Source organism: Stenotrophomonas riyadhensis (assembly GCF_040256885.1).
Lineage (GTDB): Bacteria > Pseudomonadota > Gammaproteobacteria > Xanthomonadales > Xanthomonadaceae > Stenotrophomonas > Stenotrophomonas riyadhensis.
Genome location: NZ_CP155568.1, coordinates 2,332,727 through 2,358,307, shown reverse-complemented (window position 1 = coordinate 2,358,307; position 25,581 = coordinate 2,332,727). Strand labels below are relative to the sequence as shown.

The window sequence follows — 25,581 nt, the reverse complement described above, 5'->3', positions numbered from 1 at the left end:
GGAACCGGCTCAGCCCACACATGGGCTGAGCCACGTTCCGGCGGCCGCGAAGGGAACAGCCATGTGCAGCCTGAGCAGGTCTTCCACGGTGCGTGCCCCGCCCATCTCCAGGTCGAGGATGCCGGGCTCCAGGATTGATCCCAGCAGAACACCGACCGCGATCGCATGAAGGCTGCGCGCCGCAGTGGCTGTATCAACGCCCTCACGGAGCTGGCCCAGTGCTCCTGCACGCTGGTATACAAGCTCCAGCATGCGGACCTCCGGCATCGCGCACGCCGCGAGCACGTCGCCTATGCCGCCCAGCTCATGTGATGCACCAGAGCGCAGCAGAAGCTCAACCCTTCGGCGAACGCGTGGGGTGCGGCGCGTGTGATCAAAGACCCTGACCAGGTCCGCAAACAGAAGCTTGAACGGGTCACTGCACTGCCGGATGGCGGCTTCCCGCAGTCCTTCGGGTGCATCTGGCCGCCCTCGCGCGGAAAGTTCACCCAGCAGGTTCTGACGGGACCCGAAGTGCCAGTAGATCGCGCCGCGCGAATAGCCGCACTCGGTGGCGATCAGCTCCAGCGTGGCGCCGGCGGGCCCATGGCGCAGCAGGCACACCAGTGCGGCATCGAGGATCCTCTCACGCGTGGCGTGTGCGTCCTCCCTGGTTCTTCTAGCCATGGCAAGGTTGCATCCCTGCTGTTCGATGAGCGCGCGACCGCGCGTCCTGAGCGTCCTTAGACAAGGCGATGGGACGGACCGTGGCCACAGCGCTGCACCGGGATCTGCGGCGTTTGAATGTCGATCTTCGGTTCATTGGCTGGGGCAGGGCAGGACAGTGAGCCAAGCCACAGACCATCGGCGGCGAGACGCGCAGACTTCAGCGCGGGATCGTCGGCCTCGGACGGCTCGGTGGCCAGCTTCTTCTTCATCCACTCGATCCACTGCGACGCGGATACCTGGGTCAGGTCCAGGCGGATGATCAGGGCCGAGAGCATTGCAACGTCGTGCCGCCTGCAGCCCTCGACCACCGATTCCACGTAGGCGTGGGTGAATGCGCCGGAGCGGAGCCCGTTGGCACGCATTCTCCGTTCCACATCCTGATTGAAGTTCTGCAGCCAGCACGAGAAAGTGGCGTCGATGAGATCCTGCTTGCAGTAGAAGTGATGGAACATCGCGCCACGGCTGACGCCCGAGCATTCGAGAATCTCACTGACGGTCACCGAAGACCGGCCATTGCGGACGATAAGCGCTGCCGTTTCGCGGATGAGTATGCCGGGCACACGCACGGACGAACTGTGGGTAGCGTTCAAGAGAGTTTTCCTCATGTAGCGGGCGACGAACGATCCGCCAGGCCGGTACGGCCTGGCGGGTTGCCGTTCGAGCCAGTCAGTGATGCGCCGCGGATGCTTCGCTTTCGGCGCTCTTCCGGGAAGCGATGGGCCTGCCGATTTCAATCTCCGGGTCCCCGTTCTCGGGCTGCCATGCCCCCAGTGCCAGCTGCACCTGCACGTGGGCCATCAGCAGCCCGGCCTGTGCCGCCGCAAGCTCTCTGCGCGCCTTCTCGTGCAGCGCCTGCTGCTGCAGGCCGGCATCCTTCGGTTCGATTCCGGCGTCCACGCGGGAAGAGGCATAGGCCGAAGATCTGCTGCTGAGTGCCTCGGCATTTACCGCCTGCTGCATCCTGACCTGGGAACTCGTCCACGCATGCAGAGAGTCCTCACTCTCCTTCAGCGCCGTCAGCACGGTCTGCTCGAAGGCATGCCAGTTCTGATCACTGCCGGCGCGAGCGGCTTCCTCCCTGGCCTTCTTCCGGCCAAAGCTCAACCACTCCCACTGAAGCTCCGGGCCGGCCGAGAAGCGCTTTGCACTGGAATCGCCCAGCGAACCGAACGGTGCAAGGATGCCGCCGAAGACATTCAGCGTGAGGCGCGGAAGGTGCGCACGCTCGGCGAGTACGACGTTGCCAAGGCTTGCTCGCAGTAGTGCATCGGCCTTGGCGACGTCCGGCCGCCGCGCCAGGAGGTCGGTCGGCTGCGCAAGCGATGCAAGGCCCGGCGGGGCCGGCAGTGGAGCCGGGGCCAGCAACGCCTCCCAGGTGTCGTCCCGCGCGGTCGGCGAGCGGCCCGCAAGAACCGCCAATGCGGCCCTGTCCGCCTGCAGCCGGGTAACGGTTGCCGCCTCCTGCGCCACCAGCTCGGCATGTTCGGATTCGACCGCAAGCGCCTCCCTGCGATCGACCAGCCCGGCCGCATACCGGGCCTTCACACGCACAACGCGGGCCTTGCTCAGCTCAACCTCCCGCTCAAGAGAGGACAGGTTGATCTGGTCCATCCTGAGCAGGAAGTAGTTCTTCGCAACCTCGGCCTGGAGCACTGCGGCAGCTGACCTCGCGTCAGCCGCCGCCGCATCGGCCTTGCGATCGGCCATGGCTGCGGCGGTGCCAATGCGCCCAAACAGATCCAGTTCCCAGGAGAACATCTGTCCGGCGGACAGCAGTCTCTGGGAAGGGGGGCGGGGAAGATCCTGGCGATAGGGATCCGCTTCGATCTGGGCGGACTGCATGGCTTCGGCCTTGACCTGCAGCGCACCGCTCGGCAGATAGTCCTTGCGCGCCGCGCCTGCCAGCGCCCGCGCTTCCACCACGGCGGCAAGGGCAGACTTCAGGTCATGATTCCCACGCATGGCCAGGCTGACCAGTGCATCCAGGTTGGGGTCGGAGAAGTCCTTCCACCATTGCCTGTTGGGCGTTCCGGGCAGGACATCCGCGTCCAGCGCCGCCGGCGTGGGGGCCTGGCCAACATGATGCCGGGCTGCAGCGTCAGGGATCTCGGTCCTGGGGGCCACAGAGGCGCAGCCAGAAGACAGCGCCACAAGCACAGCAATCGACAGGCAGGCAACCCGATTTCCAATAGCCATGATCATGCCTCCTCGGCCGGGTGAATGCGATAGAGCGCGGCATACAGCGCTGGAATGAGCCCCAGCGTGATCAGCGTTCCAAGGGCAAGGCCGCCGATCATCACGATCGACATGCTGGTCCACATGGAACCGCCAAACAGCAGCAGCGGGACAAGGCCGAGAATGCAGACCATCTTGGTCATGACGATGGGGCGCAGGCGCTTTGCTGCAGCCTCTTCAATGGCCTGGAGAGGAGGCAAGCCATCGCGCTGGCCTTCGTCGATCGCATCGATGAGCAGAATCGCGTTGTTGACGATGATGCCGGCAAGTGCGAGCAGCCCCAGTGTTCCGATGAAGGTCAGGCTGGTGCCACTCAGCTTGAGTGCCAAGGTCGCGCCGATGACCACGAACGGAATGCTCGCCAGGACGATCAGGCTCTTGCGGATGCTCTCGAACTGCCAGACGAACAACAGGAACATGGCAGCAAGGCAGAGCGGGAGCAGCTTCTCGATGCCTTCGTTGGCACTCTTGCTTTCCTCGATCTCGCCACCGAGTTCAACACGCACACCCTGCTTGCGGAATTCGGAAAGAAGTGGCTCGACCTTGTCCGCGATCCCCTGGGCCGTCAGCTCGGAGCTCTTTGCAAGCACGGTGACCGCGCGCGTCTGGTTCACTCGCTGGATTGAAGACAGCTGCGGCGCCAACCGAAGCTTGGCCACCTGGCCCAGGGGCACGCTTCCGCTGCCATCCGCCTTCAGGATCGGGAGTGCCTCAAGCTGGCCGATATCCGTGCGCAGTGCCGCCTCTCCGCGGAGGATGACCGGGAGAACGGTGTCGCCCTCACGATAACGGGAGATCGTTGCGCCGGTCAGCAGCATGTCCATGCTCTTTGCGATGTCCGCGCTGCTGATGCCTGCGGCCTGGGCCTTGGGCTGATCGACGTCCACATCAAGCTGGACAACCTGGCGTTCGGCATCGCTGGATACATCCACCATCCCCGGCGTGTCCTGCAGCGTGCGCAGCAGCTTCTCGGCGGCAATCCGATGTGCGCCGTCGCTGCTGGAGATGCGGAACGTCGCAACGCCGGCATCCGAAGACCCCATCGAGAACCGCTTGGGCTCCACCCGCACATCCGGGAAGTGTGTTGCCATCACAGAACGCAGCCGCTCAATGGCCGCCTCATGCTTGACGCCCTTCGCAAGGGACAGCACGGCATACGCGCGGTGTCCTGCGGGAGTAGGAGGGTTCAGTGCCAGAATGAAGCGTGGGCCACCATCACCCATGTACAGGGCATGGCTGGAGATCTCCGGAACGAGCTTCTCGTCGGCCAGTACCTTGCTGATCTGGTGAGCAACCGCCATCGTATTGGCCGGGCTGGAATCCGGGGACAGCTCGATGGCCATCTGCAGCTGATGGCGCTCGGACGGCGGCATCAGCTCGTTGGGGACGGTGGTGAACAACCAGCCGGAGGTTGCCAGCAGTGCAACCATTACGCCGATGTAGATGGCCTTGTGCCCCAGGATCCAGCGGACCTTGCCGCGGTACCAGCCCGTCAGCCGCTCGACCGCGCGTGCGGTGCGGCTGAGTTCGGCATGGTGATGGGCAAAGTACTTGCACAGCAGCGGAATCAGGGTAACGCCGATGACCAGCGACAACAGCAGCGCGATGGCCATCACGATGCCGAGGCTGCGCAGATACTCGCCGGTTTCCGTGCTGGAGATGGCCAGCGGCATGAACGCGAGGATGATCGCCAGCGAAGAAACCAGAAGCGGCACGAACATCGTGCTGCCTGCATGAGCGGCAGCCTGGTCCGGCGACTCACCCAACGAGAGCCGCCGCTCCATGTCCTCGGCAACCACGATCGCGTTGTCAACGAACAGGCCCAGGGCAATGATGATTGCACCCACCGAGATCATGTGCAGATCGATGTTCAGGATCTTCATGATTGCCATCGTCCCCAGCACCGTGGTCGGCACGATGGCGCTGACGATCAGGCCGGTCCTCATTCCAAGGAACAGCACGACGACCGCCATGACGATGGCCAGGGTCTCCAGGAAAACCTTGGCAACACGCAGCAGCTGGGTGGAAACAACCTCGGCCTGATCCGTGATCTGGACAAGCCGCATGCCGGCCGGCAGCGTTTCCGAAAGCCGTTCAACGTCGCCTCGCAGCAGATCGGCGAAGCTCACTACGTTGAGTCCTGGTGCCATGGAGACCGCTATCACCACAGCCGGCGTGCCATTGACGAATGCACCCGTCATCGGCGGGTCCTGGGTCACCCGTTCCACTCGCGCAAGGGCGCCCAGAGGCACCGAGCCACCCTTCGGCAGCGGAATCGGCGTACTCTTCAGCTGGGAGGGATTGTCGGCGTCACCGCTCACATTGAGCGTAATCTCCGAACCACCGATCTCGACGTAACCCGCCGGCGCAATGACATTGCGCTTGGAAACCGCATCGGCAATCACATTGGGGTTGAGCCCACGCGCAGCCAGGGAAGGCACGTCCAGGATGATCTGGACCTGCTCGTCCCTCACGCCGTGCAGCGAGACACGCTCCACCCCGGGCAGCCGGAACAGTTCATCGCGCAGGCGGCGGGCTTCTGCCCGAAGCTCGCCTGCGTTATAGCCATCGCCGGTCAGGCCCATGGTCATCACCGCGACGCGCCCGAATTCGTCGTCCACGACCGGGCCAATCGTTCCCTCGGGAAGCTGGCTCTGGATGTCCCCCATGCGTGAGCGCAAGCGCTGCCACACGATGGGAATCTTTTCCGATTCCACGGTGGGGTAAAGATCAACGTAGGTGAACGCAAAACCTGGACGAACAGTCGTCCGGATGCGCTTGACCTCCGGCATGCCACGAATGCTCTCCTCGATCGGGCGAGCGACCAGCTGCTCGACCCGGTCCACGCCGGCGCCCGGCATGAAGCTGAGTACCGTCGCCGTGCGAATGGTGATGGGGGGCTCTTCAGTGGACGGGAAGTCCAGCGCCAGAATGAGGCCGGTGAGGACGATCGCTACGATCGCCAGCAGGGTCAGGCGGGGACGCGCCAATGAGAATGAAGAGAGGCTCATTGTTCTGATCCCATCTTCATGTCGACCGGTTTGATCTGCGTGCCCGGGCGGATGGCCTTGGCACCCGCAACCACGACGCGCTGACCGGCGGAAATCTGCCCGCTCACCTCGATCCAGTCACCGTGATACTGACCCAGATCTACTTCCGCCAGCTCGGTCGTCTTGCCATCCTTTGCCAGCCGAAGCACCTGGCCCTTGCCGCCAACGGCAGACGGCAGAACAGCCCGAAATGGCACTTGAAGCCTGGCTGGGCCTGTATCCGTTCCAGTGATCCGGACCGACCAGGTCGAACCCACGGTCGCCGCCTCGGGCACTGCGATGTATGCGGTACGCACGCCGCCTGCATCAACGCGGCCGTCGACACGGAGCACCTTGCTCGCCACGGTGTCCGAGCCGCTGATCAGGTTGACCACCTGCCCAACAGCCAGGGGAGCAGTGCCCGGAATCGCGACAGACAGCTCGCGGCCCGCACCATCGACCTGGATGGCAACAGCGCCGGGGCCCACGGACTGTCCAACTTCAACGTTTCGGGCAGCCACGACTCCGTCAAACGTTGCCTTCAGCGTGGCTTCCCCTTGTGACCAGCCGGCGAGCTCGTGCTGCGCGCGGGCATTGCGGACGGCCGCATTCGCTGCCGCCAGTTCGGCCTTCGCGGCAGTCATCTCCGCCGGGCTGAGCGCATCAGCCTTCTGCGCAACATCCAGTCGATCGACGCGTCGCTGGACCTCGTCCAGTGCGGCCTGCGCGCGTGCGACGTCGCCGGCAGCGGACGCCTCCTGCGCTGCAAAGGGGACCGGATCCAGTCGAGCAAGCACCTGTCCCTTGCGTACAACGTCACCCGGTTCAACAAGTACCGCGGAGACCTTTCCGGAGACCGGGAAGGACAGCTGTCCTCGCTGCGTGGCACGCACGGTGCCGATGTAAGCGCGCTGATCGCCAGCAGCCTGTCGAACGGAGGCGACATACGCGGTGCGGGCTTCTGCCGTCCCGCTCTCTGGTGTATCGGAACATCCCGTCATCGCGGACAGGGCAATGGCCAGCGCGCTGAGACGAGGCACCAATGACCAGGTCATATGGGTTTTCACGTTCGATTCCTTGTATGGGTGGTCAGTTCCACAGACCAGCGCGGTGTGGTCAGGTCTGCAGGCGGCGTAAATTTAGGGGGACACCTGGACCACGAACAGGACACTTCCGGACATGCCGGGGCTCGTACAGGTCATCTGGGACAGGCGGCGCACTCAAAGCGGCCATCCGGACAACGCAGTCCCACCTGAAGCCAGTCAGTCACATCGACGCTGGATCATCATCCGGACCCATCAGGAGCATTACCGGACACGCGGGGGGCCGTTTAGGCCACGCGCGGTCTCCTGCATTGAAATCAGTCCCCCACGGGATGACTATGGGGACTGCGAAACGCCCCTTCGAAACGTGATGGCTGCCATCTCCAAGAATCTGCCGACCTCCATGGACTGGCGTGAGCCCGGTGAGGAACTCGCGTTGGACGCGACGTCTCTGAACCCCTCCGACGATCCAGGCTCAACGCACGAATCGCAGATCGCAGAAATCGTGCCGACCGGAGCCAGGGCCATCCTTGGGCTTGTTGAAGAACGGGGTTTCTCGCCGGAAGAGCTGTGCCGCGGGCTTGGTTTCACGTACCGCGATCTCTCGATGAGAGATGTAAGGCTGTCCTACAGGCAGATGCGCAAGCTGTTCATGCGCGCAGAACGATTGCTGGACGAACCTGCATTGGGCCTCGCCCTGGGAGCCCGGCAGACACCCATCTCCTGGGGTGTTCCCGGCCTGGCGATGCTCACCTGCGAGACCTATGGAGAAGCCCTGAACTATGGGCTCAGCCACCAGCAGGCAATCGGCGCCATGCTGATTCACACGATCGAGGAAGCGGGTCGTGAAATCCGGATGGAGGTCCGATTCCGGCGCTTTGATATCCAGCTGGAATCCGTTCTTGTGGAGGATGCATTCGCTGGGTTCGTCGCCGTCAGCAGGTACCTAATTGGCCCCTCCTTTGCACCGCTACGGGTCGACTTTTCCCTACCCAAGCCCTCCGATCCGGACGTCTACCGGCGGTTCTTCCAGTGCCCGGTGCGCTTTGATGCAGGGATCAACCGCCTGACCTTCGACTCACACTGGTTGAGTGTGCGGCTGCCAGGCTTCGACCGGATCAACTCGAAGATCGTACGCGACCAGCTCGACACGCTGCTGCCAATGCGGGGCGTGCGCAATGAGATTGTCGAATCGCTGTCGAGCCACCTGCGGTGCGACATCGAGACGACCACCCGGCAGAGCGAACTCGCAAGCCTGATCAATGTAAGCGAGAGAACGCTCAGGCGCCGGCTCAATCGCCAGGATTCGAGTTATCGGGAACTCCGCGATGAGGCCCGGTATGAGCGGGCCCGCGATCTCCTGCTGAACTCAGAGTTGAGCATCGCCGAAGTTGCAGACGCGGTTGGATACTCCGACGCCCGTGCATTCCGCCGCGCATTCAAGCGTTGGGCGGGTTGCCTGCCAACCGAGTTCCGGGAATCCAGGTAGACAGCATCCACCCTGGTTCCAGCACGGCGGGTAGCCATCGGTAGAGACCGGGCCACCCAATGACGTCGGGGCTGCCGCCGGGCCGTGCTGCCGGTGGTGGTTGCGCGTCTGTAGTCCATTGCACCAGTGCGTGTGCAGTCCTCTCCAGCCACCCCTCCTTCACCTGGGTAGAACCATGAAGCGCATACGGCTGTTTGAATCGAAACTCGCGGCGAGATTCCTTGAGGTCGATCGATTGGCGCGGGAAGGCGCCACGTTGAAGAACGTGGCTGAGAACATGCGCACGATCACCATTGCGGTGACGATGCTGATCGTGGTGGGGCTGCTGATGGACGTTCCGGCGTCCGTCATTCGTGTGGCGGCCATCGCATGGGGGTGCTGGGCACTGGTCTATGCGCTGCTTGCCGCAGCACAAGCAGGACTTCTCTTTGTCCTGCTGCTTGGCGAGGTGGCCCTGTTGAAGCACATCCTCATCCGGATTGGATTTCTCAGAGGCGCCATTGCCACAGGATTCGCGGTGCTTGTCGTGATCATCATGGCAGTGTCGTGCGTGCTGTTCGATCCGAAGCACATGTTGCATTGGTGATTGCCGACATCCTGCCGACACCCTGCAATCGTCGGGCCCGGCATTCCGGACCGGCCAAGGCGAGCCCCGCACATGGGGGATGTTCGACCTCGATTGATTCCGTTCCACTCAACCTGCGAAAGTCATGCACTCTGCAATTCCCTGCTGCCGTAGTCATTCATCAGGCGGCGATCGAACTGCCACTCTGGCCAGAACATCCGGTTCCGGACGCGCCGCGAAAGGCAGCTTGTGGCGGTGGGTTCCGCGGCTCCTCGCAGGAGTGGGAATGCTGTTGCTGGCCGCATGCAGTCCGGTGCATGTGGTCAGGTCAAACCAGGCCAGGACCTATGCAGGTCTCAGCATCCACGGGGAGCGTCGGATGGAGATCGTGCCAGCGGGCTGCACGCACGGGCACTTCCAGACGGTGACTCTCGCCCCCGTCCTGCTGATGCCAGAGGTGGCTGCAACGCTGAGCCCGGGCGTCGGTGATCGCCTCAAGGCTGCCGTAAGCAGTCAGCTGCAGCGGCAGATCGACAGGCGCCTGGGCTGGAGCGGGGCAGGGCGGCCGGGAACGGGGCTGTTGCTGCTTGCAAGGATCACCTCGGTGAAGGAGGTGTCTGTCGGCCTGAACATTGCCACATCGGTCCTGATGGGACCGGTGAGCAAGGGGCAGCTCTCCCTCGAGATCGAGGCGATCGACGCAGGCACTGGCAGGCAGGTAGCACTGCTGCTGCTCGCCGACGAAGCCGATATGAGGGACATCCGGAAAAGCTACACCCCGGACGGTCATGCCAAGGCGCTTGCAGGCCGGTTCGCGATTGAGGCGGTGGAGTTCATCGCGCCAATGGTGCGATCACGGCAACTTCCCGGAGAGCGCAACTGCCGTGCGCTTCACCCCGGTTCCCAGGCCTCATCCGAACCGCGGCTGCAGGAAAGGGAGGGGGGAGGGAGTTCCAATTGCAAATGACTCTCACTACACTTGCGGCATCCACCCCCTTCCGTCGCCTATGGCGGCCAGAACTCCGGCTCCCAACGTGAATTCCCCGCGCCACCTGTGCAGACCGCAGGCATTTGCCCTGAGGGTGATGTGTCCACGCTAGGCCGGGGCACGGGCAGCAACGCGGAACAGGCCTCCTCCACAGAGCCGGGCATTCCTGAAGACGCCTTGCCAACGGGCGGGAACCTCCTTGCGAAAGCCTATGCCCGCTGGCGCGGCCCCATCCTCCGTGGTCTTGCACGCGTCAGAGGTGCGGACGGTGAGGACGCCCTGCACGACGGTGCGGTGAAGTGGATTGCGGCATGCCCTGCACTGGAATCCTGCGATCAACAGGGCGCCTACCTTCGCCGGACGGTGATGAACACCGTGGCCGACGAATACCGCGAGCATCATGCTGGGCGACGCCTTCAGACCTTGCCGCTGGCAGACGCGGAGGAGGCTGGCCACGCCATGGCCAGCGATGAATCACAGTGCCCGTTGCAGCTCAGCGCCCAGCGGCAGCGCCTGGAACGCCTTCGAGAGGCACTGGCCGAGCTGCCGGAACGTCAACGCGAGGCCTTCGTGCTCTGCCGCTTCGATGGGCTGACCCAGGAGGACGTGGCCGCTCGCATGCAGATCTCCCGCCGCATGGTGGTCAAGCACCTGTCGCGAGCGGTTGCCTACTGCGAAGTGCGGGTACGCTATGCGTCCCTGGCACAGATGCAGGAACTGCATCGTCCGACCAAGGCGGGCGAGGCGTTGGCGCCTGCCATCGATGCTGATTTTCCCTGCCGATGACCGATCTCCCTTCTGCCGCAGGTTCCGACCCGTTTGCCCTGCATGAGGCGGCGGCCGCGTGGCTGGTACGGCGGCAGGATGCGGACTGGCAACCGAAGGACGAGGCGGCCCTGCAGCACTGGCTGGCCGGGAGCGAAGCACATCGACAGGCGTTCGCCGATGTGACCAGAACCTGGCACGACCTGGGCCAGCTGCCACGCCCCGTACTGGCCTCGGACGCGCATGCGGTGATCACCCCAGCAGTACCTGCACCTGCCGCTCTACGGCGGGGCAGGGCGGCGCGGCGTGCACGGTCGTGGCGCCTGCCACGCGTTGCGGCGGCTGCGGCCGTGGCGATGCTGGCCTTGGGGTACGTCGGCTACGGTTGGTACGCCGCGCCCAGCTACGTACAGGACGTGGCCACCGGCGCGGGCGAGATACGTGATCTGCAATTGCCGGACGGCTCACGGATTTCGCTCAATGCACGCAGCACGCTGGCCGTGCATTTCTATCGATCCCGCCGTGAAGTGGTGCTCAGCCAGGGCGAGGCGTTCTTCGAGGTCGCCCCGGCGGCCGACCGGCCCTTCACCGTTGATGCCCAGCGCAGCCGGGTGACGGTGGTCGGCACGGCCTTCAATGTGCGCAATGGGCCGGGCGAAGTCGTGGTCAAGGTGCTGCATGGGCACGTGCGGGTACAGCCGGATCGCGCCGAAGGTGCCTCGCCGGTCAGCCTGCGCGCCGAACAGGGCCTGGCCGTTACCACGCTCACCGCTGCTTATCGCCCCATCGCCGCAAGCGCAGACAGCATTGGCGGTTGGCGCAATGGACGCCTGGTGTTCCGGCGCACCCCGCTGGACGAAGTGGCGCAGGAGGTCGGGCAGTATCTGGGCCATCCCGTCACGTTGGGCCACCCAGGGCTGAAGTTCCTGCCGGTCTCCGGCTACGCAGCCACCGATGCCCCGGCCACCTTCCTGGAAGCACTGCCGGATCTGTTGCCGGTGCAGGTGACCCGCAATGCCCAAGGCGGCTACCGCATCGACGAACGGCCTGTGACCCGCTGACGCCGGAACGAAAATTTCTTCCGGCGCGGGTTCCCACCCCACCGCCATTTTCCGTTTACCCCAGTGAGGCCAGTAGCGGCCAAGCATGATGGAGCGGTAATGGGGTACATGAAGATCAAGCGCGCACTTGTTGCTGGCGCGTTCTCTACGGGGGTACACGCCAAGCGGCTGCCGTTGCTGGCACTGTGCATTTCCGGCGCGCTGGCAGCGCCGGCCATTGCACAGTCGCAGCCGGCTGCACGCGTGCAGTTCAATATTCCGGCGCAACCGCTGGATGCCGCACTGCGCCGCTTTTCCGAGCAGTCCCGGCAGCAGGTGCTGTTCAGCGAATCGGCGGTGGCGGGCCGTCGCGCTCCGGCCTTGACCGGCAGTTACACGCCGCAGGAAGCACTGGCGCGCCTGCTGGAGGGCAGTGGCGTGCGTGTCAATGCCACCCGTCCGGGCGTGTTCACCCTGGCGCAGGAAGCAGCAGCGCCTGCGCGCAGCAAGGACGCCCAGACCACCCTGCAGACGGTGAACGTGACCGCCGATGCCCCAAGCGATGGCGCTTACACGGCACGTGAGCTGAGCCTGGGCAAGCTTGGGCAGAGCATCCGCCAGACCCCGCAGTCGGTCAGCGTGATCACCCGCCAGCAGCTGGACGACCGCAACCTCACCACGCTGGACGAGGCCCTGGCGCAGACCACGGGTGTGACCAAGACCGCCCGCAACTTCGGCAACCACAAGTTCTCGATCCGCAGCTTCACCGTGGACGACAGCAACTATCTGGTCGATGGCGTGGCCGGCATTGTCTATGCCCCGGTGGGCTGGCTGCCGATCGACACCGCCGTGCTGGAACGGGTTGAAGTGCTGCGCGGTGCCGGTGGCATGATGCTCGGCGCGGCCGACCCCAGCGGGGCGATCAACATGGTGCGCAAGCGCCCGCGCGACCAGGCCCATCTGGATCTGGCGGCCACGCTGGGCTCGTGGGACAACTATCGCCTCGAGGTCGACGGTGGCGGCCCGCTCAATGCCGCTGGCACGGTACGTGGCCGACTCGTCGCCGCCTACCAGGACCGCGACTACTTCCAGCGCGGCACCTCATCGAAGACTCCAGTCGCCTACGGCGTGATCGATGCCGACCTGGGCCAGGACACCACGCTCACCTTTGGCCTGCGTCATCAGGCCAGTGACACCGACGGCTACTGGCTGTTCGGCCTGCCGCGCTACACCGATGGCGGGGCGCTGGACATCAAGCGTTCCACCTCGCTCATCCAGGACTGGAACCGCCAGGAAGGCTCCGTTGACGAAGCCTTTGCAGAGGCGGAGCACCGCTTCAACGAACGCTGGAAGGCACGCCTGTCGGTGAACCGCACCGAGTCGGACCTGGACCAGCGTGTCGCGGTTCCGCTGGGCGGGGTGGACCGCGCCACCGGCATCGGTTCGCGCTTCTATGACATCTATTTCAACCGCTCGCGCGTGCGCAGTGATGGCATCGACCTGCACACCACCGGCAGTTTCGACGCCTTCGGCCGCAGCCATCAGCTGCTGCTGGGCGCGATGTGGTCGCGCCAGCGTACCCGCCAGAGCTCGGCGGACCTGGCCATCGACGTGCCGATTGATGTCTACGCACCCGACCACAGCGCCATCGCGCAGCCGCTGCAGCCCGCGTGGGACTGGTCAGAAAACGCCCGCGCCCAGCAGAGCGGCGTGTACAGCAACCTGCGCCTGCAGCTGGCAGAACCGCTGCACCTCACGCTGGGTGGCCGGCTGAGCTGGGTGAAGTACCAGTCCAGCGATGGCTTCACCGGCGCCAAGAGCCGCGACTACGAACAGAAGCACGAATTCACCCCGTACGCCGGCCTTGTCTACGACCTGGGTCCGCAATGGTCGGTCTATGCCAGCTACGCCGATACCTTCCAGCCGCAGAGCTCGTACGTCACCGCGTCCGGCTCGGTGCTAGATCCGGCCATCGGCGCCAACTACGAGCTGGGCGTGAAGGGTGAGTTGAACGATGGCCGCCTGAATGTCTCCGCCGCAGTGTTCTCCATCCGCAAGACCGGCAACGCCGTGGTGGACGAATCCGACCCGGGCAGCTGCCGTGGCTCGCTGGCGTCGTCCGATTGCTACCGCAATGGCGGCAAGCTGCGCAGCAAGGGCTTTGAGCTGGAGGCCAGCGGCGAACTGGCGCCGGGCTGGCAGATGATGGCGGGCTATACCCACGTCACCAGCCGCGACGATGAGGGCGCGACCATCAGCGCCGAGACGCCCCGCCACCTGCTGCGCCTGTCGACGTCCTACCAGCTGCCGGGCAAGTGGAACGCGTTCTCCGTGGGCGGTGGTGTATCGGCACAGAGCAGCTACTCCTATCCGGCCTACGACGACCCGGACTGGCGCATGGGCGCAGCGGGACGTGCCGTGTGGGACCTGCGTGCCGGCTACCGGATCAATCCGCGCTGGAGCGTAGGCGTCAACGTGGCCAACCTGTTCGACACCCGCTACTACGCGATGATCAGCCAGATCCGCCGCGGCAACTTCTTTGGCGAACCCCGCAATGTGATGCTGACGCTGCGCGGCTCGCTGTGACCTTCCGCAACCGGCGGGGCAACGGCCTGCCCGCCACGGGGCAGGCATGAAAGCGGGCTTTCGGCAGAGCATGTCGTGGCTGCACACCTGGTGCGGCCTGACCTGTGGCTGGCTGCTGTGCGCGATCTTCCTGACCGGCACGCTCAGCGTGTTCCGTGAGCCGATCACGCGATGGATGGAGGCCGGCCCCGTGCCGGCCTCCTCGCCGGCGGTGGACACCGCAACGCAGGCGGTACGTGCGCAGCACTGGCTGGCCGCCAACGCCGCCGACGCCCGGGCGTGGCAGATCCGTTGGCCTGCCCAGCCGGGCTGGCCACTGGAGCTGTCGTGGGAGGATGGCGACGGCACCGCGCACGAACGCTGGGTGGATGCCGGCACCGGCATGCCACAGCCTCCACCTCGTCTTCGGGAAACCGAAGGCGGGCGCCACTTCATGTCCTTCCACTACACCCTGCACGGCGGCATGGCCGGCTACTGGCTGGTGGGCTGGATCACGGCCTGCATGCTGCTGGCGCTGGTGTCCGGCGTGGTGGTGCATAAACGCATCTTCAAGGACTTCTTCACCTTCCGTCCCGGCAAGGGACAACGCAGCTGGCTGGATGCGCACAACCTGAGCGCCGTGCTGACCCTGCCGTTCCTGTTCATGATCGGCTACACCGGGCTGACGTTCTTCTACAGCAGCTATCTGCCGTGGCCAGTGCACGTTGCCTATGGCGATGCGGAAGACGCCTATGCGCGCTACGAAGCCGAGCTGTCGCCTGCGCAGCCGGCTCCGCCAGGCATCCTGGTATCCTCCGCGCAACTGCCAGACCTGCAGCAACTGCTGGAACGCGCGCAGGCCATCAGCGGGCAGCCGCCAGCATTGATCATGGTCCAGGCGCCCGGCACCGTGCACAGCGTGGTGGAGGTGATCGGTCGCAAGACCGAGGGGCGCGCAGACAGGCATCTGCTGACCGAGGCCAGCCGCGCGGTGTTCGATGCTGCCAGCGGCACGCTGCTGCAACAGCATGGCGCACACCCGCATGCCATTGGCGCTGTGCAGGTGCATGAGACGATCGAAGCACTGCACAAGGCCGATTTCGGCGGCTGGCCAATGAAGTGGCTGTACTTCATCAGCGGCCTGCTGGGCACGGCGATGATCGCCATCGGCACGCTGCTGTTCTCCATCAAGCGGCGCAAGCGCAGTGAGCATGAGTTCGGCGCGGCCACGGCAGGCATCTATCGCTGCGTGGAAGCCTTCAACGTGACATCGCTGGCCGGGGTGGCGCTGGCAAGCATCGTCTACCTGTATGGCAATCGGTTGCTGCCATTGGAAATGAGCGGTCGCAGCGCATGGGAAATACGCATTTTTCTTACGGCCTGCGCCGCCTCGGTGCTGCACGCGCTTTGGCGCCCACCTCGCCTGGCCTGGATCGAGCAGCTGTGGCTGGCCGCAGCACTGTGCCTGGCGCTGCCGCTGGTGAATCTGGCAACCACCGGGCAGGGGCTGCTGATGTACCTGCAGCGGGGCGCATGGCAGCAGGCTGGGGTGGAGCTGGTCGCACTGGCCTTCGGGCTGCTGCTGGCAAGGATGGCCCTGATGCTGCAGCGCCGTTGGCCACGGGCGCCGGAGGCGGCGCGCCCTGCCAAGCCTCCGGCCGGGCGGGAAGCGGCCTATCGCTGGCAGGTGGCGAGCCGCGTGCTGGCGGCCTCGCTGGGCGGCTACGTGTTCACCGCCGTTACCGCTTCGGCACTGGCGTTGTTGTTCCCCGCGCTGGTGGGTGTGAGGACGTCCGTTTCGGTCCTGGCCAGTTCACTGCTGGGGTTCGTGCTGTTCATTGCCATTGCTGTGGGCGTCTTCAGTGCCCGCAGTGTTGGGAAAGTATGGCTGAGTCTGGTGGCGGGGAGTGTCCTGATGGCGGTGTGGGTGGCAATGCTTCGGACAGGGTGAGGGCAGGGGCGTCGGCCTGTCACATGCTTCCGTCCAGGCGCTTCCGGAAGAAAGCCGCCAGTTCTGCAAAGGGAATCAGATCGGTGCGGTCATACAGATCCACGTGGCCCGCACCCTTCACCCACAGTAGTTCCTTCGGCTGCTCTACGCTCTGCGAGCGGTTGAGAGCGTTGCGATTCGCAGTACCCATGTCGTACATGCGGACGGTCGCAATGCGGTTCTGGTATTACCCGGCACTATCTCCGACGCCCTGCAGCCGAGCCTGGATGAACTCCAGCAATGCCCGAACCCGCGCGGTGACCGAATGGCGGTGACTGTACGCACCCAGCAGCTGCAGCGGCGCCGGGCTCAGATCCAGCTGTACTTTCTGCAGCCGGCCCGCGGCGAGGTCTTCCCGGCAGGGGTAAGCCGCAACGATAGCGAAGCCCAGGCCCTGGCGCGCGCCCGCCACCGCAAGCTCCCCGCTGTTCACCCGATAGCGGCTGCGCACCGGCACCTTCACGATGTTCCCCGCAGCGTCGACAAACTGCCAGGGTTGGCCCTTCAGTGCAGAAGCGGTGGTGATGCAGGGCAGGGATTTCAGTTCGCGCACCTGGCGCGGCATCCCAACCCTGGCCAGCAACGCCGGCGCGGCGACCACGATGCTCGGCAATGTCGCCAGTTCACGGGTGATGAACGCGCTGTCGTCCTGCGGCCCACGATGGAAGAAGAGCGCAAGATCCATGTCTTCCCGCAGGACTTCCGGGCCGGTCAGGCGCGTGTCGCACTCCAGCTCGATGCCGGGATGGCGACTACAGAACTCGGCAAGGATGGGGCCAAGCAGCCGGGGCGCCTCGTTCGGCATGCTCATCCGTAGCAGTCCCTTCAATTCGCGTTGTGCTTCGCCGAGCTCTTCCTGCGTGGCGAGCAGGGCGTCGAGGAGTGGTTTTGAGCGTGCGTACAGCAGCCTGCCGGCTTCGGTCATGCGCAGGTGACGGGTACTGCGTTCCAGCAGCCGAACCCCCAGTCGGCGTTCCAGCGAGGCGACGTGGCGGCTGACGTTGGAAGAGGGCAGGGCCAGCAGGCGGGCCGCACCGGAAAAGCTCTGCTCGTCCACGACGGCCACGAAGACACGGACGGTGTTCAGGTCGAAGCTGCTGCGCATGACTATCCCGCCAGGAGTACAAATATCTCTCACTTTTTCATGCTAGTTGGCAAGATTGGCAGAGTCCAGACTGCACGCCCGTCCCACGGATGCCCAGCTGCGGCGCATCCGGGCGAATCGAAAGGGCTGCATCAGAATGGACATCGGAATACTGGGTGGCGGCATCGCGGGTTTGAGCGCGGCCCTCGCTCTGCACAGGCAGGGGCACAACTGCCGCGTCTATGAGCGCCGGGCCAGACCGTCCGCCATGGGGGCTGGCGTGACACTCTGGCCCAACGCTGGTTTCGTGCTGCAGGAACTCGGGCTGCTGGAGGATGTTGGCGCAGTCGGCGGCCGGCCGGTATCAGTGCACCGCAAGGACGCTGCAGGTAATCCGCTGGGCGGCCTGGACATCACGCTGCTGGACCAGGTCATGGGATACCCGACCCATACGATCCTGCGCCGCGACCTGCAGGCGGTGCTGCTGGACCATGTGACACGAGCGGGAATCCAGGTGGCGTTCGCGCATCGCGCGGTAGCGATTGAGCTTGAGGCCAACGGCAAGGCCACGGCGCGGTTCGACAACGGGCAGTGCATCCATCCCGACCTGCTTCTGGGTGCGGATGGGCGCATGGACTCGGTGGCACGCAGGTTCGTCGCAGGGGACAGCACGCCGATCTTCCAGGGCTTCGTGAACTGGATCGGGGTCGCGCAGGGCAGGGAGCTGGTAAGCGAGGTGGGGATCCAGGATTACTGGGGTGCCGGCCATCGCTTCGGTTGCGTCGCGATTCGAACCGATCAGGTGTACTGGGCGGCTGCCCAGGCACGACCACTGCCCGCGGCGACGCCCACAGCAGACATGCGCGACGAGGTAGGGGATCTGTTTGCAGGATGGCCCGAACCTGTCGCTCGTCTCATCGCGGCCACACCGGCGCACTCCGTCCAGCGGATTGCCGTGCACGACCTGGAACCGCTGCAGGCGTGGAGCCGCGCAAACGTGCTGCTCATCGGCGACGCGGCGCATGCGCCGCTGCCGACCTCGGGACAGGGAGCCTGCCAGGCACTGGAAGACGCCTGGCATCTGGCCCGCTGCCTGGAAGGGGGCGATGGCAGCCTGGATGAGGTGCTGCTGCAGTTCGCCGCCCTCCGCGGACCCAAGACCACGAAGCTGGCAGAGCAGGGGCGGATGTTCGCGCGCGGGCTCTTCGCCAACGACCCGGAAACCTGCCGCATCCGCAATGAACGCGCCAAGACGTCCGATCCAGTGCGGGATGCGCTGGCCATGGCCGCAGGCTGGTCGCAGGGCCTGCCGATGGCCGACCACATTGAAAGGGCAGCGGCAAACAGCGTGGGTAGCATGTATCGGCTGTAAGGGTGCTCTGCAGCCAGCAGATCACGCATTGCATGATCGTCCGTCACCCACATTCACCCTGCAGCAGCGAAAATGCATCGCTGGGCGCGCACTGAGGCGTGCCACTCACTGCCTGCAGGATCGTAACGATGTCCAACACCCCCTTTGGTGAGTCGTCATGTGCTGCCGCCGCCAGCGGTTGCGTCGAGGTGCGTGGTGCGCGCGAGCACAACCTCAAGAATGTCGACGTCTCCATTCCGCGCAATGCACTGGTGGTGTTCTCCGGGGTATCAGGTTCCGGCAAGTCATCGCTGGCCTTCGGTACCGTCTTCGCTGAGGCGCAGCGGCGCTACTTCGAATCGGTTGCGCCGTATGCCAGGCGCCTGATCGACCAGGCCGGCGTGCCCGATGTAGACGCCATCGATGGCCTGCCGCCGGCAGTGGCTCTGCAGCAGCAACGCGGCGCCAGCAATGCGCGGTCCTCGGTGGGCAGCGTGACCACCCTGTCCAGCCTGGTGCGCATGATGTACTCGCGCGCAGGCGCCTACCCAGCCAACCAGCCCATGCTGTACGCCGAGGACTTCTCACCCAACACGCCACAGGGTGCATGCAGCACCTGCCATGGCCTGGGGCATGTCTACGAAGTGACCGAAGCGCTGATGGTTCCGGACCCGTCGCTGAGCATCCGCGAGCGCGCCATCGCCTCCTGGCCGCCGGCCTGGCATGGCCAGAACCTGCGCGACATCCTGGTCACGCTCGGCTACGACATCGACGTGCCGTGGAAGAAGCTGCCAAAGAAGGACCGGGACTGGATCCTGTTCACCGAGGAAGCGCCCAGCGTGCCGGTCTATGCCGGTTTCACGCCCGCAGAGACGCGTGCCGCGCTCAAGCGGAAGCAGGAGCCCAGCTACATGGGCACGTATACCGGCGCACGCCGCTACGTGCTGCACACCTTTGCCAACACCCAGAGCGCGCTGATGCGCAAGCGCGTGTCGCGCTACATGGAAGGCAAGCTGTGCCCGACCTGCCACGGAAAGCGCCTGAAGCCGGAGGCGCTCTCGGTCACCTTTGCCGGCGTGGATATCGGTGAGTTCATGCGGCTGCCGCTGGATCAGCTGGCGGCGCTGCTTGAGCCCATCGCACAAGGTGATTTCGGCGTGCACAGCAAGGGCGCACGTACTCGCAGGAGCACGACACCCCGCGATCGCGCCCGGAGGGCCGCGAGTGGCCAGGCGACTCACGAGGGTGCCCCCGACGTGCGGCTGACCTCCGCCCTGTCCGAAGAGAAGCGTCTGGCGGCACAACGCTTGGCTGGTGGGGTCATGGCACGTGTACGCCAGCTGCGCGACCTGGGCCTGGGGTACCTCTCGCTGGACCGCGCCACGCCAACCCTGTCGGCCGGCGAACTGCAGCGCCTGCGGCTGGCCACCCAGCTCAGCTCGTTGCTGTTCGGTGTGTTGTACGTGCTCGACGAGCCCTCGGCCGGCCTGCATCCGGCCGACAGCCAGGCGCTGTACGACGCGCTTGAGCGCTTGCGCGACGGCGGAAACTCGGTGTTCGTGGTTGAACACGATCTGGAGCTGATGCGCCGCGCGCAGTGGCTGGTGGATGTTGGGCCGCAGGCGGGGGAACACGGCGGGCGCGTGCTCTACAGCGGCGAGCCCGATGGCCTGCGCCACGTCCAGGAGTCGCGCACGGCCCTGTATCTGTTCGATCAGGTGCCGGCGCCTGCCAGCCAACAGCGCAGCGCCAACCGCTGGCTGGAACTGAAGGGCATCCACCGCCACAACCTGCAGGGCGTGGACGCACAGGTGCCGCTGGGACTGCTGACAGCCGTGACCGGCATTTCCGGCTCCGGCAAGTCCAGCCTGATGGCGCAGGCGCTACCCGAGCTGTTGCTGCTGCACCTCGGGCATGAGCCTGCGGACGACAACGCCGATAGCGCGCCCACCGACGGGCCAACCGTGATCGAAACGACCCGGGGCACATTGGCGGGCGATGTAGACGCCATCCAGCGGGTGGTGCAGGTCGACCAGAAGCCCATCGGGCGCACGCCACGCTCCAACCTGGCCACCTATACCGGGCTGTTCGATCACGTGCGCAAGCTGTTCGCCGCAACACCGGCCGCGCGCCGCCGCCGTTTCGATGCGGGCCGCTTCTCGTTCAACGTGGCCAAGGGCCGGTGCGAGACCTGCGAGGGCGAAGGTCTCGTCAGCGTCGAACTGCTGTTCATGCCCAGCGTCTATGCGCCGTGCCCCACCTGCCATGGCGCCCGTTACAACGACGCCACGCTGAAGGTGCAGTGGAATGACCGCAACATCGCCGAGGTCCTGCAGATGACGGTCGACCAGGCGCATGCGTTCTTCAGCGAGGAAGAGGCCATTGCCCGGCCGCTGCAGTTGCTGCAGGAAATCGGTCTGGGCTACCTGCGGCTGGGCCAGCCCGCCACGGAACTTTCCGGCGGTGAAGCACAACGCATCAAGCTGGCCACCGAGCTGCAGCGCAGCCAGCGCGGGCGCACCCTTTACGTGCTGGACGAACCCACCACCGGCCTGCATGCGTCGGACGCGGACAGGCTGCTGGTGCAGCTGCAGCGGCTGGTGGACGCGGGAAACACCGTGGTGATGATCGAGCACGACATGCGTGCGGTTGCGCAGGCGGACTGGGTGATTGATGTCGGGCCTGGCGCAGGTGGGGCGGGTGGCACCATCGTGGCGAAGGGAACACCGCCACAGGTGGCACGCGCGAAAGGCAGCAGGACGGCGCCATTTCTTGCGCGGGAGCTGGGGTAGGGCGGTTGGGGCGTGGCCGTCGCTTGAATGGGGCATCCTGCCGGACAATGAAGGCCACCCCGCACCTGTGGTGGCTATTGCCCGGGCAGCAACGTGCCCTTACCGCAATGCGACAACCACCTTTCCCTTGGCACGGCCGCCGTCGACATGATCCAGCGCGTTCTGGGTCTGCGAGAACGGAAAGACCCTGTCGATGACCGGCCGGATCGCACCCGACTCCACCAGCGAGGTGATCGTGCTCAACTGCTGTCCGTCAGCCCGCATGAACACAAAGGTGTAGGTCACGCATTTTTGCCTGGCCTTGCGGCGGACGCCGTGGCTGAGCAGGCGCATGACCTGCTGGAGCGGCCAGGCCAGCCTACGCTGCGCCGCGAAGGCCGGGGTAGGCGGCCCGGAGATGGAGAGCAGATGCCCGCCCGGCTTCAGAATCGGCAGCGAGCGCGTCAGCTCCTCCTTGCCCAGGCTGTTGAGCACCAGATCGTAGTCGCGCAGCTCCGTAGCGAAGTCCTGTCGCGTGTAATCGATCACCACGTCCGCGCCCAGTGCCTTCACCCATGCCACGTTGGCCGTGCTGGTGGTGGTCGCCACAAAGGCGCCCAGGTGTTTCGCCAGCTGGATCGCGACAGTGCCTACACCACCGGAGCCCGCCTGGATGAAGACCTTCTGCCCGGCTTTCAGTTGCCCGGTTTCAACCAGCGCCTGCCAGGCAGTCAGCCCGACCAGCGGCAGCGAGGCGGCTTCCACCATGCTGAGGTTGGCAGGCTTCAGCGCCACGGAGGCAGCCTTGACCGCGATGAATTCGGCGAACGCTCCAATGCGATCATCATCCGGGCGGGCATAGACCTCATCACCGGGCTTGAACTGGCGAACCGCAGCGCCGACACGTTCCACCGTGCCAGCCAGGTCGTTGCCCAGAATCAGCGGTAGCTGATAGGGCAGGATCGCCTTGAATTCCCCGGTCCTGATCTTGGCATCCAGTGCATTGACGCTGGCCGCGTGCACGCGGATGAGTACATCGTCATCGCGCAGCGTCGGCGGCGGGACGTCGACGATGCGGCCCGTCTCCTTCCTGCCATAGCGGTCGATGAGAAACGCTTTCATGGGATGGACGCTCGGGTTGAGGCGCTGCGGCGCGGGGGGATGGCGGCGGATCAGGCGACGCTGCGATAGCGCTCGGCCGCGTGCGCCTGGCGGATATCCGAGAGCAGGCCCTGACGCGAGGCATCCAGCGTGTCCCAGCGCGAGGCCACATGCAGTGGCGGAATGGTCACCGCCTCGCGGCGATCAAAGCCGACCAGTGCCGCATCGACCAGTTCGTCGACATCCATCACCTCCGGCAAGGTATTGATGTCGATGCCCGCACGTTCCCAGATCTCAGTGCGCGTAGCGGCAGGCAGCACCGCCTGCACATAGACACCGCTGGGCGCCAGTTCGAGGCTCAGGGCCTGCGACAGAAAGAGCGCGAAGGCTTTGGTCGCGCCGTAGACGGACATGCCCAGCTCCGGCGCCAGGCCCACCACCGAGCCGATGTTCACGATCGCACCGGTGCCAGCCTGCGCCAGGCGCGGGGCAGCGGCGGCGGCCAACCGAGTCAGCGCCAGCGTGTTCAGCGTCACCATCGTGTCAATGCTTTCGGTCGACTGCTCGGTGAAGCCACCGGCCTGCGCAACGCCCGCGTTGTTGATCAGGATGCCGATGCGGTCATCGTCGCGCAGGCGGGCTTCGACGGCGGCCAGGTCAGCGTTGAGGGTGAGGTCAGCTGCCAGTACATCGGCGGTGACCCTGGTGTCCTGGCGCAGGCGTGCGGCCAGTGCATCCAGTCGGGACTGATCGCGCGCGACCAGTACAAGGTCGTGGCCACGGCGTGCGAAGCGTTCGGCATAGACGGCGCCGATACCGCTGGAAGCACCCGTGATCAGAACGGTGGGAAGCGTGCTCATGGTGGGCATCTCTTGGCGTGTATGTGGTCAGGGGTTGGGGAGGCGGCCGGAGTGTTGCGGTGCTTACTGCGCCGCGGTGTCGGTCAAGGCGGGGTAGTCGATGTAGCCTTCGGCGCCGCCGCCATACAACGTGGCCGGGTTCAACGCATTCAACGGCGCACCGGTCTTCAGGCGCTCGACCAGATCGGGATTGCTGATGAAGGCGCGTCCGAATGCGAACAGGTCGGCCTTGCCTTCGGCGAGATGGGCATTGGCCAGGTCGAGGTCATAGCCGTTGTTGGCCATGTAGGTGCCGGCAAAGCGACGGCGCAGGCCATCGAAGTCGAACGGCGCAACGTCGCGAGGCCCGCCGGTCGCACCTTCCACGACATGCAGGTAGACAATCCCCAGCGCGCTGAGCTGGTCGACGATGTAGTCGTACTGCGGCTGCGGATCACTGATGCTGATGGCGTTGGCTGGCGAGACCGGCGAAATGCGCACGCCGGTGCGATCGGCGCCAATCTCCTGCGCCACGGCAGCCGTAACCTCCAGCAGCAGGCGCGCGCGGTTCTCGATCGAGCCGCCGTAGGCATCGGTGCGCTGGTTGGCCCCGTCCTTGATGAACTGCTCAAGCAGGTATCCGTTCGCGCCGTGAATCTCCACGCCATCGAATCCGGCGACCATCGCATTGGCCGCAGCCTGGCGGAAGTCATCGATGATGGCGGGCAGCTCGTCGATCCCGAGCGCGCGCGGCTCGGAGACGTCAACGAAGCCGTTGTGGACGAAGGTCTTGGTCTGGGCCCGGACGGCCGAGGCCGAAACGGGCGCCGCATTGCCCGGCTGCAGGTCCACATGCGAGATGCGTCCCACGTGCCACAGCTGTACGAAGATTCGCCCGCCGCGCGCGTGGACGGCGTCGGTGACCTCGCGCCAACCCGCGATCTGGTCGGGCGTGTAGATCCCCGGCGTGTCCTGGTAGCCCTGGGCCTGGGCGGAGATCTGGGTGGCCTCGGTGATGATCAGGCCGGCCGAGGCGCGCTGGGCGTAGTAGGCAGCCGCCAGCGGATTGGGCACCAGCCCTGCACCCGCGCGGTTGCGGGTGAGCGGCGCCATCACGATGCGGTTGGCCAGGGTCAGCGGCCCCAGAACGTAGGGCTGGAAGAGGGTGGTGTCTGTCATGGGATATGCGGGCTCAGCGCTGGAAATAGGGGGAGTCGTGGGGCAAGCGGCGCGACATGTCAATGATGATGATCATAATCATTGATGTCAATGGTTTGATGATGAACATAATCTATGCGTGGTAAGATGCCCTCGCCGCAGCACGTCATCAGCAGGTATCGAGTCATGAAGGTCACCAAGGCCCAGGCGCAGGCCAACCGCGCCCACATTGTCGAAACGGCATCCGCACTCTTCCGCGAGCGGGGATATGACGGCGTGAGCGTGGCGGATCTGATGTCAGCAGCCGGCTTCACTCATGGCGGCTTTTACAAGCACTTCGCTTCGAAGGCCGACCTGATGGCCGAAGCCGCAGCGTGTAGCTTTTCGACATCCGCCGAGGCCTTGGCTGGGATGGATCACCGCACCTTCCTGACTCATTACCTGTCCCGCGTGCACCGGGATGCGCCGGGGCAGGGCTGTACGATGGCAGCACTGTGCGGCGATGCTGCGCGTCAGCCGGATTCGGTGAGGGGGGCGTTCGTGGCGGGCATTGAAGCTCGGCTCGCAGCGGGTACAGGTCACGCTGACCCACCTGATGCAGCGTCTGCCGCACGTCATCGCACCCGGCGCATTGCGCGGATCGCCCAGGCAGTGGGGGCCATGGTGCTGTCGCGATCCTGCCCGGATGATTCGCCGCTGGCGGACGAGATTCTGGACGCCTGCCGGGAAGACATTCTTGCCAGGCTGACCGATGAATCCGAGGCCTGAGCGGCTGCTGACGCCTGTCCGCGGCCGGAAGCTGGCGGGCAGGAGGGAGCGGTTCAATGCTGCAACACCGTTCCACGTGAGAAGGGCCCCGG

Annotated in this window: 20 protein-coding genes; 10 read left to right on the top strand and 10 right to left on the bottom strand. The window is 65.3% G+C overall.

What is annotated here, in order from left to right; genetic code table 11:
- Window positions 1–9 precede the first annotated feature (9 nt).
- From SriyCCGPB3_RS11150 to SriyCCGPB3_RS11130, 5 genes are all read right to left on the bottom strand, one after another.
- On the bottom strand, window positions 10–666 hold the full coding sequence (locus tag SriyCCGPB3_RS11150; protein WP_350259203.1) for a TetR family transcriptional regulator: 657 nt from the start codon (window positions 664–666) through the stop codon (window positions 10–12).
- Between the two features lie 56 nt (window positions 667–722).
- Entirely contained in the window at window positions 723–1,298 is a 576-nt protein-coding gene (locus tag SriyCCGPB3_RS11145; protein ID WP_350259202.1) for a TetR/AcrR family transcriptional regulator, read from the bottom strand.
- Window positions 1,299–1,374: 76 nt separating this feature from the next.
- Complete coding sequence (locus tag SriyCCGPB3_RS11140) at window positions 1,375–2,904, bottom strand: TolC family protein (RefSeq protein ID WP_350259201.1); 1,530 nt, start codon at window positions 2,902–2,904, stop codon at window positions 1,375–1,377.
- A 2-nt stretch (window positions 2,905–2,906) separates the two neighbouring features.
- On the bottom strand, window positions 2,907–5,954 hold the full coding sequence (locus tag SriyCCGPB3_RS11135; RefSeq protein ID WP_350259200.1) for an efflux RND transporter permease subunit: 3,048 nt from the start codon (window positions 5,952–5,954) through the stop codon (window positions 2,907–2,909).
- Entirely contained in the window at window positions 5,951–7,039 is a 1,089-nt protein-coding gene (locus SriyCCGPB3_RS11130; RefSeq protein ID WP_350260351.1) for an efflux RND transporter periplasmic adaptor subunit, read from the bottom strand. Before SriyCCGPB3_RS11130 ends, SriyCCGPB3_RS11135 begins: the two co-directional genes overlap by 4 nt.
- Before the next feature lie 346 nt (window positions 7,040–7,385).
- Between SriyCCGPB3_RS11130 and SriyCCGPB3_RS11125 the strand changes: the two genes are divergently transcribed.
- From SriyCCGPB3_RS11125 to SriyCCGPB3_RS11095, 7 genes are all read left to right on the top strand, one after another.
- Window positions 7,386–8,504, top strand: coding sequence for an AraC family transcriptional regulator (locus SriyCCGPB3_RS11125; protein ID WP_223224614.1), 1,119 nt, complete (start codon window positions 7,386–7,388; stop codon window positions 8,502–8,504).
- Between the two features lie 175 nt (window positions 8,505–8,679).
- A complete protein-coding gene (locus SriyCCGPB3_RS11120) occupies window positions 8,680–9,090 on the top strand; it encodes a hypothetical protein (protein ID WP_012511082.1) in 411 nt (136 codons plus the stop codon).
- A gap of 265 nt (window positions 9,091–9,355) precedes the next feature.
- Window positions 9,356–10,036 carry a DUF3313 family protein gene (locus tag SriyCCGPB3_RS11115; RefSeq protein WP_350260350.1) on the top strand — a complete coding sequence of 227 codons (681 nt, stop codon included), beginning with the start codon at window positions 9,356–9,358 and terminating at the stop codon, window positions 10,034–10,036.
- A gap of 120 nt (window positions 10,037–10,156) precedes the next feature.
- Complete coding sequence (locus SriyCCGPB3_RS11110; RefSeq protein WP_164160418.1) at window positions 10,157–10,843, top strand: RNA polymerase sigma factor; 687 nt, start codon at window positions 10,157–10,159, stop codon at window positions 10,841–10,843.
- A complete protein-coding gene (locus tag SriyCCGPB3_RS11105) occupies window positions 10,840–11,883 on the top strand; it encodes a FecR family protein (protein WP_350260349.1) in 1,044 nt (347 codons plus the stop codon). The genes SriyCCGPB3_RS11110 and SriyCCGPB3_RS11105 overlap by 4 nt, the downstream gene beginning before the upstream one ends.
- Window positions 11,884–11,991: 108 nt before the next feature.
- Window positions 11,992–14,448 carry a TonB-dependent siderophore receptor gene (locus SriyCCGPB3_RS11100; RefSeq protein WP_350260348.1) on the top strand — a complete coding sequence of 819 codons (2,457 nt, stop codon included), beginning with the start codon at window positions 11,992–11,994 and terminating at the stop codon, window positions 14,446–14,448.
- Window positions 14,449–14,494: 46 nt separating this feature from the next.
- On the top strand, window positions 14,495–16,378 hold the full coding sequence (locus SriyCCGPB3_RS11095; RefSeq protein WP_350260347.1) for a PepSY-associated TM helix domain-containing protein: 1,884 nt from the start codon (window positions 14,495–14,497) through the stop codon (window positions 16,376–16,378).
- A gap of 19 nt (window positions 16,379–16,397) precedes the next feature.
- Here SriyCCGPB3_RS11095 and SriyCCGPB3_RS11090 read toward each other — a convergent pair whose 3' ends face one another.
- Both SriyCCGPB3_RS11090 and SriyCCGPB3_RS11085 read right to left on the bottom strand, forming a co-directional pair.
- Window positions 16,398–16,568, bottom strand: coding sequence for a hypothetical protein (locus SriyCCGPB3_RS11090; RefSeq protein WP_350260388.1), 171 nt, complete (start codon window positions 16,566–16,568; stop codon window positions 16,398–16,400).
- Between the two features lie 36 nt (window positions 16,569–16,604).
- Window positions 16,605–17,522: a LysR family transcriptional regulator gene (locus SriyCCGPB3_RS11085; RefSeq protein ID WP_350260346.1), complete on the bottom strand. Its 918-nt coding sequence runs from the start codon at window positions 17,520–17,522 to the stop codon at window positions 16,605–16,607.
- 136 nt (window positions 17,523–17,658) lie between these two features.
- Between SriyCCGPB3_RS11085 and SriyCCGPB3_RS11080 the strand changes: the two genes are divergently transcribed.
- Both SriyCCGPB3_RS11080 and SriyCCGPB3_RS11075 read left to right on the top strand, forming a co-directional pair.
- Window positions 17,659–18,873 (top strand): FAD-dependent monooxygenase, encoded by a 1,215-nt coding sequence (locus SriyCCGPB3_RS11080; protein ID WP_350260345.1) that lies wholly within the window; start codon window positions 17,659–17,661, stop codon window positions 18,871–18,873.
- Window positions 18,874–19,001: 128 nt separating this feature from the next.
- Complete coding sequence (locus SriyCCGPB3_RS11075) at window positions 19,002–21,644, top strand: excinuclease ABC subunit UvrA (protein WP_350260344.1); 2,643 nt, start codon at window positions 19,002–19,004, stop codon at window positions 21,642–21,644.
- 99 nt (window positions 21,645–21,743) lie between these two features.
- On the opposite strand, the gene SriyCCGPB3_RS11070 is transcribed toward SriyCCGPB3_RS11075, so the two are convergent.
- The 3 genes from SriyCCGPB3_RS11070 to SriyCCGPB3_RS11060 all read right to left on the bottom strand — a co-directional run bounded on the left by SriyCCGPB3_RS11070 (window position 21,744) and on the right by SriyCCGPB3_RS11060 (window position 24,742).
- Window positions 21,744–22,745: an NADP-dependent oxidoreductase gene (locus tag SriyCCGPB3_RS11070; RefSeq protein WP_350260343.1), complete on the bottom strand. Its 1,002-nt coding sequence runs from the start codon at window positions 22,743–22,745 to the stop codon at window positions 21,744–21,746.
- Window positions 22,746–22,795: 50 nt separating this feature from the next.
- Complete coding sequence (locus tag SriyCCGPB3_RS11065) at window positions 22,796–23,584, bottom strand: SDR family NAD(P)-dependent oxidoreductase (protein ID WP_350260342.1); 789 nt, start codon at window positions 23,582–23,584, stop codon at window positions 22,796–22,798.
- 63 nt (window positions 23,585–23,647) lie between these two features.
- On the bottom strand, window positions 23,648–24,742 hold the full coding sequence (locus tag SriyCCGPB3_RS11060) for an alkene reductase (protein ID WP_350260341.1): 1,095 nt from the start codon (window positions 24,740–24,742) through the stop codon (window positions 23,648–23,650).
- A gap of 165 nt (window positions 24,743–24,907) precedes the next feature.
- Between SriyCCGPB3_RS11060 and SriyCCGPB3_RS11055 the strand changes: the two genes are divergently transcribed.
- A complete protein-coding gene (locus SriyCCGPB3_RS11055) occupies window positions 24,908–25,489 on the top strand; it encodes a TetR family transcriptional regulator (protein WP_350260340.1) in 582 nt (193 codons plus the stop codon).
- Window positions 25,490–25,581 lie beyond the last annotated feature (92 nt).